Origin of the sequence: Nocardia spongicola, assembly GCF_047200775.1 — a bacterium.
GTDB lineage: Bacteria > Actinomycetota > Actinomycetes > Mycobacteriales > Mycobacteriaceae > Nocardia.
The window spans coordinates 26,792-40,642 of record NZ_JBJZOO010000014.1 but is presented as its reverse complement, the minus strand read 5'-3'; the positions used below and the strand labels follow the sequence as shown (position 1 = coordinate 40,642).

7 protein-coding genes are annotated in these 13,851 nt (G+C 63.1%); 3 read left to right on the top strand and 4 right to left on the bottom strand.

The genetic code is table 11. From position 1 onward, the window contains the following. Positions 1-74 precede the first annotated feature (74 nt). Both fusA and tuf read left to right on the top strand, forming a co-directional pair. Positions 75-2,177: an elongation factor G gene (gene fusA / locus ACL02S_RS19830; protein ID WP_412803962.1), complete on the top strand. Its 2,103-nt coding sequence runs from the start codon at positions 75-77 to the stop codon at positions 2,175-2,177. Between the two features lie 84 nt (positions 2,178-2,261). After that, positions 2,262-3,452: an elongation factor Tu gene (tuf, locus tag ACL02S_RS19825; protein WP_412803961.1), complete on the top strand. Its 1,191-nt coding sequence runs from the start codon at positions 2,262-2,264 to the stop codon at positions 3,450-3,452. Between the two features lie 203 nt (positions 3,453-3,655). On the opposite strand, the gene ACL02S_RS19820 is transcribed toward tuf, so the two are convergent. Together ACL02S_RS19820 and ACL02S_RS19815 are read right to left on the bottom strand one after the other, a co-directional pair. Beyond that, complete coding sequence (locus ACL02S_RS19820; RefSeq protein WP_412803960.1) at positions 3,656-4,084, bottom strand: type II toxin-antitoxin system VapC family toxin; 429 nt, start codon at positions 4,082-4,084, stop codon at positions 3,656-3,658. Beyond that, on the bottom strand, positions 4,081-4,374 hold the full coding sequence (locus ACL02S_RS19815; RefSeq protein ID WP_412803959.1) for a hypothetical protein: 294 nt from the start codon (positions 4,372-4,374) through the stop codon (positions 4,081-4,083). The genes ACL02S_RS19820 and ACL02S_RS19815 overlap by 4 nt, the downstream gene beginning before the upstream one ends. A gap of 157 nt (positions 4,375-4,531) precedes the next feature. Here ACL02S_RS19815 and ACL02S_RS19810 point away from each other — a divergent pair, with 157 nt between their 5' ends. Continuing rightward, on the top strand, positions 4,532-5,239 hold the full coding sequence (locus tag ACL02S_RS19810) for an endonuclease V (protein WP_412803958.1): 708 nt from the start codon (positions 4,532-4,534) through the stop codon (positions 5,237-5,239). A 12-nt stretch (positions 5,240-5,251) separates the two neighbouring features. On the opposite strand, the gene ACL02S_RS19805 is transcribed toward ACL02S_RS19810, so the two are convergent. Both ACL02S_RS19805 and ACL02S_RS19800 read right to left on the bottom strand, forming a co-directional pair. Then, on the bottom strand, positions 5,252-6,649 hold the full coding sequence (locus tag ACL02S_RS19805) for an aminotransferase class I/II-fold pyridoxal phosphate-dependent enzyme (RefSeq protein ID WP_412803957.1): 1,398 nt from the start codon (positions 6,647-6,649) through the stop codon (positions 5,252-5,254). Next, a complete protein-coding gene (locus ACL02S_RS19800; protein ID WP_412803956.1) occupies positions 6,646-13,068 on the bottom strand; it encodes a type I polyketide synthase in 6,423 nt (2,140 codons plus the stop codon). Before ACL02S_RS19800 ends, ACL02S_RS19805 begins: the two co-directional genes overlap by 4 nt. Positions 13,069-13,851: the final 783 nt, after the last annotated feature.

The following is a 13,851-nucleotide window of genomic DNA, read 5'->3' as shown; positions in this document are numbered from 1 at the left end:
TCCTGCGTTGACATAGTGGCGACCACAGGGTCGTCCCCGATAATCCCAACTAGCTACGAGCGGGGAAGATTTCCGTGGCACAGGACGTGCTCACCGACCTGAACAAGGTCCGCAACATCGGCATCATGGCCCACATCGATGCGGGCAAGACGACCACAACTGAACGCATCCTCTTCTACACCGGCATCACCTACAAGATCGGTGAGGTCCACGACGGCGCCGCCACGATGGACTGGATGGAGCAGGAGCAGGAGCGTGGTATCACCATCACCTCCGCGGCTACCACGTGCTTCTGGAAAGACAACCAGATCAACATCATCGACACCCCCGGGCACGTCGACTTCACCGTGGAGGTGGAGCGGTCGCTGCGCGTGCTCGACGGCGCTGTCGCGGTGTTCGACGGCAAAGAGGGCGTCGAGCCGCAGTCCGAGCAGGTGTGGCGTCAGGCCGACAAGTACGACGTGCCGCGGATCTGCTTCGTCAACAAGATGGACAAGCTCGGTGCGGATTTCTACTTCACCGTGCAGACCATCAAGGACCGCCTCGGCGCCAAGCCGCTGGTCATCCAGCTGCCGATCGGCGCGGAGGACACCTTCACCGGCATCGTCGACCTGATCGAGAACAATGCCAAGGTCTGGCGGGGCGAGACCAAGCTCGGTGAGCAGTACGAGGTCGTCGAGATCCCGGAGGAGCTGAAGGAGAAGGCCGAGCAGTACCGCCAGGAACTGCTCGAGACCGTCGCCGAATCCGATGAGGCGCTGCTGGAGAAGTTCTTCGGCGGCGAAGAGCTGACCATCGAAGAGATCAAGGGCGCCATCCGCAAGATGACGGTGGCTTCCGAGCTCTACCCGGTGCTGTGTGGCTCGGCGTTCAAGAACAAGGGCGTGCAGCCCATGTTGGACGCGGTCATCGACTACCTGCCCTCGCCGCTGGACGTGGAGGCCACCACCGGCCACGTGCCAGGTAAGGAAGAGGAGCTGCTGACCCGCAAGCCGAATGCCGATGAGCCGTTCGCGGCCCTGGCGTTCAAGATCGCGGTGCACCCATTCTTCGGCAAGCTGACCTACGTGCGCGTGTACTCCGGCAAGGTCGACTCCGGTGCCCAGGTGATCAACTCGACCAAGGGCAAGAAGGAGCGGCTCGGCAAGCTGTTCCAGATGCACTCCAACAAGGAGAACCCGGTCGGCGCCGCCTCGGCTGGCCACATCTACGCGGTGATCGGCCTCAAGGACACCACCACCGGTGACACCCTGTGCGATCCGCAGAACCAGGTCGTGCTGGAGTCCATGACCTTCCCGGACCCGGTCATCGAGGTCTCCATCGAGCCGAAGACCAAGTCCGACCAGGAGAAGCTGGGCACCGCGATCCAGCGTCTCTCCGAAGAGGACCCGACCTTCTCGGTCAAGCTCGACGCCGAGACCGGCCAGACCGTCATCGGCGGTATGGGCGAGCTGCACCTCGACATCCTGGTCGACCGCATGAAGCGCGAGTTCAAGGTCGAGGCGAACGTCGGCAAGCCGCAGGTGGCCTACCGCGAGACGATCACCAAGAAGGTCGAGAAGCTCGAGTTCACCCATAAGAAGCAGACGGGTGGTTCGGGCCAGTTCGCGAAGGTCATCATCGCCCTCGAACCGTTCGTCGGCGAGGACGGCGCGCACTACGAGTTCGAGAACAAGGTCACCGGTGGCCGGGTGCCGAAGGAGTACATCCCTTCGGTGGACGCCGGTGCCCAGGACGCCATGCAGTACGGCGTGCTCGCGGGCTATCCGTTGGTGAACATGAAGGTCACCCTGCTCGACGGCGCATACCACGACGTGGACTCGTCGGAAATGGCGTTCAAGATCGCCGGCGCGCAGGCGCTCAAGGAAGCGGCTCGCAAGGCCGGTCCGGTTATCCTCGAGCCGATGATGGCGGTCGAGGTCATCACGCCCGAGGATTACATGGGTGATGTGATCGGCGACCTGAACTCCCGCCGTGGTCAGATCCAGGCCATGGAGGAACGCAGTGGTGCCCGTGTCGTCAAGGCGCTGGTTCCGCTCTCGGAGATGTTCGGTTATATCGGTGACCTGCGGTCGAAGACCCAGGGCCGGGCGAACTACTCCATGGTGTTCGACTCGTACGCGGAGGTTCCGGCCAACGTGTCGAAGGAGATCATCGCCAAGGCGACCGGCGAGTAGACAACTCCCGGGCGTTTGTAAGACCCTTTCCCGATCCAGCACTGCTGCAACTGCACGCACCAACAAGTCCAGGAGGACCAAGAAGTGGCGAAGGCGAAGTTCGAGCGGACGAAGCCGCACGTCAATATCGGCACCATCGGTCACGTCGACCACGGCAAGACCACGCTGACCGCGGCGATCACCAAGGTGCTGTCCGAGAAGTACCCGGATCTGAACGAGAGCTTCGCTTTCGATCAGATCGACAAGGCGCCGGAGGAGAAGGCTCGTGGTATCACGATCAACATCTCCCACGTCGAGTACCAGACGGAGAAGCGCCACTACGCGCACGTCGACGCCCCGGGTCACGCTGACTACATCAAGAACATGATCACCGGTGCGGCGCAGATGGACGGTGCCATCCTGGTGGTCGCCGCCACCGACGGCCCGATGCCGCAGACCCGTGAGCACGTGCTGCTCGCCCGTCAGGTCGGTGTTCCCTACATCCTGGTCGCGCTGAACAAGGCCGATATGGTCGACGACGAGGAGATCCTCGAGCTCGTCGAGATGGAGGTCCGCGAGCTGCTGGCTTCGCAGGAGTTCGACGAGGACGCGCCGGTCGTCCGGGTTTCCGGTCTGAAGGCGCTCGAGGGCGACGCGAAGTGGTCCGAAGCGGTGCTGGAACTGATGAACGCGGTCGACGAGTCCATCCCGGACCCGGTGCGCGAGACCGACAAGCCGTTCCTGATGCCGATCGAGGATGTCTTCACCATCACCGGCCGTGGCACCGTGGTCACCGGTCGCGTCGAGCGTGGCGTGATCAACGTGAACGAGGAAGTCGAGATCGTCGGCATCCGGGAGAAGACCACCAAGACCACCGTCACCGGTGTCGAGATGTTCCGCAAGCTGCTCGACCAGGGCCAGGCGGGCGACAACGTCGGTCTGCTGGTTCGTGGTCTGAAGCGTGAGGACGTGGAGCGCGGTCAGGTCGTCGTGAAGCCGGGCACCACCACCCCGCACACCGAGTTCGAGGGCCAGGCGTACATCCTGGCGAAGGACGAGGGTGGCCGCCACACCCCGTTCTTCAACAACTACCGTCCGCAGTTCTACTTCCGTACGACTGACGTGACGGGCGTTGTGACCCTGCCCGAGGGCACCGAGATGGTCATGCCCGGTGACAACACCGAGATGTCCGTCAAGCTGATCCAGCCGGTCGCCATGGACGAGGGTCTGCGCTTCGCGATCCGCGAGGGTGGCCGCACCGTCGGCGCCGGTCGCGTCACGAAGATCATCAAGTGATTCGTTGATTCACTGAATCGCTGAGAACGGCGCCGCTCCTTCGGGAGCGGCGCCGTTCGCGTTTTCCGGGGGGTGGGTCGGTTCCTGAACCCTTGCGATAGACACGGAGTGGATAGATCATCCGATCCTGCGGACGGCCTCTCCAGGTTCCTTGTCGACGCTCAGTTGCCACCTGCATTGGGTGCGTTCGCCGGTATTGGGCATCAGCCGGTTGCGCCATCGGGGCGGGTGACCGGCACGATCGTGACGAGATCGTCGAGGCAGGCAAAGTCTTTGGGGTTGGTTGTGTACAGCGGCAAACCGTTTCGCGCGGCGATCGCGGCAATCATCAGGTCAGCCGTCCGCCGTCTTGGTTGCCGACCGGCCGCGTATACCGAGGCGCAGATCAGGCCGAAGACACGCGCGGCTTCACTGTCGTAGGGAAGCGCTTCCCCGAATGTCGCCTCAGCGTGTTGTAATACGACGATCCAGCGCGCACGTTTGACCGGATCGTCGGTCGCATACGGTCCACGGGACAGTTCGCCTAGTGTGACCGCCGTAATCGCGGACTCGACAGGCAGCTCGGCGGGATCGAACAAGGCGAGGGCCGCGATGATGCCGGTGTCGAGTACGCCCCGTGCGGTACGGCTCACAGATCAGTTCCTTCGAGTGGATCGTCGGAAAGTTCGTCGGTGATCGTCACGTCCAGGTCGCGTCGTAGGTCGGTGTAGTCGAGTGTCGGAGCCGTAGCGAACATTGCTTGGGCCTGACTGGTGGTGACGAAACAGTGCCGTCTGATCGGTGTCACCTCTGCCAACGGTTCGCCGTTCATGGTCAGGACGTAGCGCCGACCGTCCCGCAGGCCGCGGGTTACACCGCCGGAGTCATTCACAAACTGGCGCACGCTGACCTCGGTCGGCTGCGACATTTCGGGAACAGCCATGTATACAGCGTACCACGCTGTGCCACGTTCTTTCGGGGAGCTCGGGCTGCCATCATGAGGAGAGACGTACACAGATGCGGTATGTGGTCCGGTCACCGCATACCGTAATGCTGTACTGATCGAACGCATGCCCGGTGCCGGAAAGGCGTTTCACCCCATGGAAATATCGGTTCCGCACCGCTGGCCTGCGGATGAGCAGGAGGCGCTGCGCATCCAGGAACAGTTGCGGCCGCTTTTGGAACTGGATGTAGCCGGTCCGGACGAGCCGAGGATGATCGCGGGATTGGACGTGTCCTATGCGACCGAATCCGATCGGGTGGCGGCGGCAGTGGTTGTGCTCGATGCGCGGACATTGGCAGTGGTCGATCAGGCGACAGCTACCGGGACAGCCGAGTTTCCTTATGTACCTGGGTTATTCGCGTTCCGGGAACTTCCGACGCTGATGCGGGCACTGGAGGGGCTCTCCACTGTGCCGGATCTTTTGATCTGCGACGGATACGGTATCGCCCATCCGCGTCGGTTCGGTTTGGCGTGCCATGTGGGGGTGTTGACCGGACTACCGAGTATCGGTGTCGGTAAGACGGCATTCGTCGGGACTTCCGATCCGCCGGGGCCGCACCGAGGCGACAGTGCGGCACTGCGATTCGATGGGGAAACGGTAGGCCGGGCGTTACGGACTCGGACCGGGACCAAACCGGTCTTCGTATCGGTCGGGCATCGGACCAATCTGGATACGGCATGCCGTCAGGTATTGGCGGCGGCTCCCCGCTATCGCTTGCCCGAGACCACGCGGCTGGCGGATCGGCTGTCGCGCGATGTGCTCAGGGCGGATTCCGGGGAGCCACGGGCACGTGGCGAATGCTGAGTGCGGCTTCGATTACGTGTCGGCCGTAGGGTCCGGGATTTCTTTCGCTTGTGCCACTGTTTTCGCGACCAGGTCGGCTGTCGAAAGCAGTTGTTCCGGTGTGTGTTCCGAGGTCAGGAAGAACCGTATTCGTTCTTGGCCCGCTGGAATTGTCGGGGCGGTGATGAAGGCAGCGTAGACGCCCTGCTGCAGCAGCGTGGAGGAGACGAAGCCGGAGCGCAGTTCGCCCGACACGATAACCGGGCAGATCGGGGTGCCTTCGGACATCCCGAGATCCAGGCCGCGTTCGGTGAGCAGGGTGTGGAACTGCTCGGCGTTGGCCCATAGCCGGGTCAGTCGTCGCGGTTCGTCATGCATCACGTCCAGGGCTGCTTGCGCGGCCCCGAGGCTGGCCGGGGTCGAGCTGCCGGTGGCGGTGAAGGCTGTCGCACTGTATTTGATCGCTTCGATGAGCTTGGTGCTACCTGCGATGTATCCACCGGAGCCGGCCAGTGCCTTCGACAGGGTGCCCATCCAGATGTCCACCGCGTCACCTGGCATGCCGTAGTGCTCGCGGATGCCGTGACCATGTGCGCCGAAGACGCCGAAGGAGTGTGCTTCGTCGACCATGACCGCGCAGTCGTAGGTACGGGCGACGTCGACCGCCTCGGCGACTCGGCCGACGGTGCCGTCCATGCTGTAGTGGCCTTCCAATACCACCAAGGCCCGGTCGAAGGTATTGCGCGAGGCCCGCAGCACCGAGCGCAGCGATTCGGGGTCGTTGTGCCGGAAGGTGAGCCGCCGAGCGCCGGACCATTGCACGCCTGCGACCACACTGGTGTGGATGAACTCATCGCAGACCACGACATCACCGGGCTTGAGGAGGAATCCGATGGTGGCGGCGTTGGTCAGGTAGCCGCTCGGGGTCACCATCGCGTCACCGACATCGAAGATATCGGCCAATTGTCGTTCCAGCTGCAGATGCAGCGGGGTCTGACCACTGACGGCGCGGCTGGCCGAGGCCGAGGTGCCGTATTGCTCGGTCGCCTGTGCGGAGGCCTCGATCACCCGAGGATGATTGTTCAGTCCCAGGTAATCGTAGGTACTGAAGTTCACCAGGTCGGTTCCGGCGAGTCTCGGGTCGGTGATCCGGATCGTCGCGCTGTTCGCCCCTGTTCGGGTCGGGAACACCGGGATCATCATATTGTTCTGCTCACTCAGCTCGGCGAGCATCTTCTTGCGCTGGAGAGCCAGCGCCAAGTCCGGGTGATCGGTGAACTGCTCACCAGGGCCTCTTGGCGGGCGCGATGGCACTGCCGACCGTGCGGGTTTCGATGGGGTCACCTTCCGTGCCGGTATGCCCCGCGCAGCCTTGCCGGAGTTGCTCCCAGCCAAGAGCCGGTCCGCTACTTCTTGTGGTGATTCGGTCATACCGTAATCTCCGTTGTTGCTGCGGTATCGGTCGTTACGGCCGCTGCCAGTGAGCCGGAGCCGTCGATGATCACTTCAGCCGCCTTCGCGCCTGCCTGCTCCAGGGTGAACGACCGCCCGAGTTTCAGTGCGGTCAGGTCGATATCAAGGGATTGGCTGACCAGGGTGTTGAATTCGACGGCCATGAGCGAGTCCAGACCCAATTCCGTGACCTGCGTGGCCAGGTCGATCGATTCGGCGGCCACCCCCATGACCGTCGCCAGCTGTTTGGCGAGCATCAGCGCGATGACTTCAGTGCGTTCGGCCTCGTCGAGTGCGGTGAGCTCGGCCCGCAGCCGGGCCGTAGCCGAGCCGTGCTGTGCCGCCGCCGCGATCATGTCTTCGAGTCGACCGGTATGCGACAGTTGGAACCCGCTGGCCGCGAGGCGGTTCCAGGCGATAGGGAAGATATCGGCCCTGGTGACATCGAGCCGAAGTGCCTGTTCCAGATACTGTGGCCCCTCGTCCATATCCATGGGGTCGAACCCCATGTTGATCAGATAACGAGTGAGATTGTCGTCGCCCGCCAACATGCCCGCGCCGACCATATGCCCCCAGCCGATTGCTTGTGCGGGGATGCCCTGCCGAGCCAGCACCTCCGCATAGGCTTCCACCGCGAGGTTGGCCGCAGTGTAGGAGTACTGGCCGATGGTGCCGAAAAGGGAGGCACCGGAGGAGAACAAGACGAAGTGGTCGGGTCGTGCTCCGGCCGCCTCGACACCATGCCACAATGCGCGCGCGCCGGTGAGCTTGGGCCGGAATACCTTGGTCAGGCCTGCCAGCTCCACATCACCGATGCGCTTGTCGTCCAGAACGCCCGCGGCGTGGAAGACGCCTTTCAACGGATGCTCGGGGGAGTGCGCGCGGCCGCAGACCACGGCCATCGCCTCCGGATCGGTGACATCGGACAATTCGGTGACCACGTCGACACCTTGCTTTTCCCAGGTGGTGAGTTGGTCGCGGGCGTCATCGGTGGTGGCACCCCGTCGGCCGATCAGGGTCAGGTGACGGGCGCCCTTATCGACCAGCCAGCGGCCGACGGCCAAGCCGAATCCGCCGAATCCGCCGGTGATCAGGTACCGCGCATCGGAGTCGATGACCACCTCCGGGAGTCGCTGACATACCAATGGTGTCTGCTCGGTCATATCCAATGCGACGCGGCCGATCCGGGTGGAGCGCGCGACCTCCTCGAAGGCCTGCGCGACCTCGGCCGTGCCGTACATCTGATAGGGCAATGGCCGGTAGGTGCCCTCGCTCAGCTGGTGCAGCACGTTGATGATGTCTCCGACGACCCGCTTGGTCTGCAGCTTCATCATTCGATCGAGATCGAGAGACGAGTAGGTTACGTTCTTGTCGAAGTTCCGCAGTTCGAGCGCACCGCCGAAGTAGATATCGGCTTTACCGAGCTCGACGATGCGTCCGAATTCCTTGACCGCGTTGAAGTTCCTGGTAGCGATCTCGCCGGGAGCGGTGTTGATCACTACGTCCGCGCCCTGACCGTCGGTGAGGGACAGCACATCGTCGACGAAATTCAGCGACCGGGAGTTCACCGTGTGGTCGGCGCCTTGTTCGAGCACGTAGGCGCGGCGGGCGTCGGTGCTCGCGGTGCCGATCACCCGGGCGCCGTGCAGTTTGGCGACTTGTACCGTAGCCGCGCCCACCCCGCCGGCCGCGCCGTGCACCAGCACCGTCTCACCTGGTTGTAGGCGAGCCAAGTCCAGCAGCGCATGCTCCGCCGCGAGGAACGAGGTGAAACTGCTGACCCAACCTGGTTCGGCGTGCTCCTGGAGGAGGGAAACCAGTTCCGTGCTCAGCGTGTTGTATCGGCGAACCATGTTCGGGCAGATCGCGGAGACTCGGTCGCCGACCTCGTAACCGGTGACGTCGGGGCCGACGCGGGCTACTATGCCCGCGCCTTCCATACCTGGTTCGAGGCCATAGAAGGTGGGGGCGAGTTCGCGTTCGCCGAGCACACCCATGACCTTCATCGCGTCTTTGTAGGCGAGGCCGATCGCGACCATCCGCACCTCGACTTCGCCGGGGCCTGGCTCGCGTCGGTCGCACTGCCGCCAGTTCAGGTGCGCAAAGGCCTTGGATTTGGGCAGTTCCAGACGGAAATTGGCTTCCGGATCGGTGAGCGGTATCGGCTCGTCGAGGGCATCCAGATGATTCTGTAGTGGGCGGCTCACCGTCGTGACCCACCGGGCTCCGTCATGCAGGAACACTTCGTCGGCATGGTCGTAGGTGAACGCGCCGGGAATCGTCAACTCCGCGGCGAGATCGGCATCAGCCACATGGCCGTCGAGATCGATCAACCGCCACCGCAGCGAGGGCTGCTCGTTGAGTAGTACCCGCCGACCACCGACGAGCGCGGCCTGGCCCGGGTTCGGCGCGGTATCGGTCTCCGGATGGGTGAACGCGTTCTCTGTGATCAGCGAGGCGTAATAGGTGTCGTCGCCGGAGCCGACGATATCGAGGTCACCGACGAATCCCCGCTCGACCCCGTGTTCTTCCTGCCAAGTATCGAGGAACTGCGCGGCGGTCACCGCGATACGACGCAGGGTCCACAGGTTGTCCAGATCGTCGCAGTCGGTGTTCGCGACTACCACCAGATGCAGTCGCTCGACACCATCGCGGGTGCGGGCCACGCGCAGTCGCTCGGCCAGTTCGGTTTCCAAGTCGGCACGCTCGGAATCGCCGACGACGAACAATTCGGTGCCTGCTGAGCCGGGGGTAGTGATGCGCCGGATCTGCTGTGCGGTCCGGTTCGGCGTATCGCCGAGCATCACGATCAGGGTGAACAGTTCTCTGGTCGTTGGCAGGGCAGCGGGATCGATGGGATCGTGCATCTGCCAGAGTTCTTGGTAGAAGAAGTCGGCCATGCGCTGCATCGGGGCCGGGCGCGGCGCGAGAAAACCGAACTTCAACCCGATGATCCGCATGCAGGTGTTGTGGTCGGCATCGAGCAGGTCGATATCCGCGCTCTCGCGGCGGTCGGCATCCCGCCGCAGGCGCGCCACTACGGTGAGCGTATCCGGTAGCGGCGCCAGCAGCCGCACCTCGTCGACCGATACCGGGACCCGGGCACTGTCCTGGGTGCTGTCACTGAGCAGGTTGGCCACGGACTGGAAGGCGGAATCGACGACCGCTGGGTGCGCGGCATAGCGACCCTCGTCGGTGCCGGTGCCATCCAGAATGGCCACTGCCGTTGTGTCCGAGTCCCAGAGTGAGGTGATGCGTTGGAACGCAGGCCCGTAATCGAGCCCGTTCTCGGCCAGTTCGGTATAGAACTCGGCCGGGTCGACCTCGTCCATCGATGTGGTGAGCGGGACCTCGGCTTTGGTTTGCTCGTAGGTGCCTTCGATCAGCCTGCCGGTGACGTTGACCGTCCAGACCGAGCCGACCGCACTGCGGGAGCGGATGGTGAAGCGGCGAGTGGATTCCTCCAGATCCATTCGCATAAGTGGTAACTCGCCCTCTTTGACGACCAGCGGAGCCAAGAAGCGCACATCCTCTACTCCCACTCCCATGGATTCGGTGCGCAGCACCGCGGCACTCAGTGCGGCGTCCAGATAGCCTGCACCGGGCAGAAGCCTGGCACCGTCCACCACATGATCGGCCAGCCACGGCAACGTCTGCGTACTCAACTCCAGTTGCCAGCTCAGGCTGTCGTCGGGCTGCTGGTCGCCCAGCATGCTGTATCCGTCGGGGGTGCCGTGGTGACGGAGCTGTTCGAGTGGAATTCCGGTGCGTAGGTGGGTGTGTTGCCAGGGGTAGACCGGTAGGTCGATATGCGGGGTCGGGGATGGCAGGTCGGCGAACCGCGCCGCGATATCCAGCACCCCGGCGGCGTACAGCCCGGCGATTATTTTCCGGATACTGTCGGCGTCGTCCTGTTTGCGATTGAGGGTCGCGAGAGTGGTGCCGGTTTCGCCGGTCGCTCGCAGGATCTCGCGGATGTTGGCACCCAATACCGGGTGCGGGCCGATCTCCAGGAATATCCGGCTGCCCGCGGTGATGAGCTCGCGGGTCGCATCGGCGAAGCGCACCGGTCTGCGGACGTTGTCGCACCAGTAGTCGGCATCCATCACTGGGTCGGTGATCCGGGTGCCGGTGACCGTGGAATACAACGGGATCCGTGGTGGGGTGGGTTGTAGTTCGGCCAGCAGGCTGCGCAGCTCGTCGAGGATGGGGTCCATCAGATGACTGTGATAAGGCACCTCCACCTGCAGGCGTTTGGCGAACACCCCTTCTTCGACGAGGGTTTCGGCGATCTCGTCGAGGCGGGTGATGTCTCCGGCCAAAGTCACCGCCGAGGGGCTGTTGACCGCCGCGATATCCACCCGGGCATCCCCCGCGATGAGTTCTTCTGCCTCTGCCAGCGGTAACCCGATCGCGAGCATCCCCCCGGATCCGGCAGTGGTGGCCTGCAACCGCGCTCGGTGATAACTCACCAGTAGCGCGTCATGTAGCGACAACACCCCGGCCACATACGCCGCGGCCACTTCACCGACACTGTGGCCGATCACCGCGGCCGGCCGGATGCCCAACGCTTCCAGCTCGGCCACCAACGCCACCTGTACCAGGAAATTGCCCGCCTGTGCCACCACCGTGGATGTCGCCCGCGACTCACTCTCCGGCCGCAACAACTCCTCGATGATCGACCAGCCCGCGATCTGCTGGAACTCGGTATCGATCCGCGCAGCCTCGGCGGCGAACATCCCACTCGCCTGCAGGAGTCCACGGGCCATCGCCCACCACTGCGGACCCATCCCGGTGAACACGAACACCGGCTCGGCCACCTTACTGGTGATCGTCCGGCTCACCTGCCCGCTACCCTCGGCGAACTCGGTCAGCCCCTGCACCAACTCGGCCTCGTCGGTAAAGGTGATCCCGGCTCGATACGGGTGATGGTTACGCCGGGTCCACGCCGCCTCGGCCAACCACCCCGGATCAGCGCCCTCGGCGAGCCGCTCGGCGAACCCACCAGCCAGCTCCCGCACCGCCTGCTCACTACGCGCCGAGAGCGGCAATACCCCGAAATGCCTTGGCGTACGCACCTGCCCATTGCCACCGGTGTGCTCCGGTGGTCGGTATTCCTGCAGGATCGCATGACCATTGGTACCGCCATAGCCGAACCCGTTGACCGCGATGGTGACCCGATCGACCTCCGGCCCTACCGGCTCGGCGTCTTGCTGCAACCGCAGATTCAGCTCCTCGAACGGGATATCCGGATTCGGGGTGTCGAACCAGAACTGTGGGGGAAGGGTGCGATGGGAGATCGCCAACGCGGACTTGATCACACTCGCGATTCCCGCCGCGGCTTCGGTGTGCCCCAGCTGGGTTTTCACCGACCCGACCCCGAGCGGTGTGGTGCGTCCCTCGACTGCCCCATAGGCATGGCCGATGGCTTTGAGCTCCAGCGGATCTCCGACCGGGGTGCCGGTACCGTGGGCTTCGACATAGGTGACCTCATGCGGGGCGATCCCGGCCCGCTGAGTGACCTCTTTGGCGAGTCGCTCCTGTAGATCGGCATTCGGGACCGTGATCGCGGTGGTGCGCCCGTCCTGATTCGAGCCGGTGGATTTGACCACCGCGTAGATCCGGTCCCCGTCCCGCTCGGCGGCGTCGAGTTTCTTCAACACCACCATCCCGACACCTTCCCCACGACCGTAGCCATCAGCGGAGGCGTCGAATGCCTTACTGCGCCCATCCGCGGCCAGGAACCCGCCCTTACACATCGACACGAACGTCTCCGGCTGTGCCAGCACAGTCACTCCACCGGCCACGGCCATCTCACAATCGCCGTTCTCGATGCCCTGACAGGCCAGATGGAATGCCACCAACGACGAGGAACACGCGGTATCCACCGTGATCGCAGGCCCGACCAGATTCAGCGCGTAGGCCAGCCGGTTGGAGATCATCGTGTACGACGCCCCCGACGCCGTATGCATATCGACGAACGGCAACATTTGTGGGGTCGTCATAACACCTATCTGGTCCACGGTGAACGCGCCCATGTACACCCCGAGCGAGGAACCCGCGATCCGGCCGGCGATCCCGGCGTCGTCGAACGCCTCCCACGCGGTTTCGAGGACCAGCCGCTGCTGGGGGTCCATCCCTGCCGCTTCCCGTGGGGAGATCCCGAAGAAATCCGGATCGAACGCCCAGGGATCACCCGCGAGGAACGCCGCCCGTTTCACATACATACGTGCGGGTGTTTGTTTATCAGGATCGTAGAAGCGTCGCCAATCCCATCGCTCCGGCGGAATCTCACACACCCCGTCACGTTTGTCGACCACGAGATTCCAGAACGCTTCGGGGGATTCGATACCACCGGCATAGTGGCAGCCGATACCGACAATGGCAATATCAGACACTTGGACTCCTGGGCTGCTAAATCGCTTTGTCGACCACGCGCTCCATCCCTGTCGCGGTGGCATTTTTTCACATATCTATGATGTGGACGCTACAGCCAGCGTAGGCGCTTTCAGTGAGGGGGCCTGTGCTGTTTGCCTGCTTTGCAACTTCTATACAAGAAATTTACTGTGCTCGAATATTATGTCGCGTATCCAAGGTGTATGTAGTCATTCCTACATTGCAATGTATGTAAACTATAGTATGATTCTATCGAATTGATTTCGATAGAATCACTGTGCGAGTTCTGCATTATCACAAACCTTGTCGGTGGGGATGTTTTTATTTGCGAGTCATTGATGATGAATTTATTGCGTTGCATGGGCGCCTGAACTCGATTTTGTTTCGAGGGATCGCGACCTGTTGTCCGCTGATGGCGGCGCATGGTGGAGCGGTGGTGTCAGGGGATCGGTACGCCATGAGTCGGCTGGTTGGAAGGATTCCGGTTCGTGCCTCGTGGTCGGGTGTTGAGTTCTGTGTATCGGGAGGAGGCCTCTCGGTGGTCGGCGGTCGGTGGCTCGGTATCGCCATGGATGGCTGGTACCTCGTGCGGGTCCAGTGCCCTGCTGATCCACTGACGCCCTTGGACGGCGGGATGAAAAGGTCACCCGGATCCATGGGGTGGAACTCGTGGGTGTGTTCGGCCGGGCGGTATCACTCGCCTCATCATTGGACGGATTCGATGTCAGCGGTAATGATTGCGGGGTTCCGGTTTCGGGACGCATCCGACGAGAAGGATTATTTGA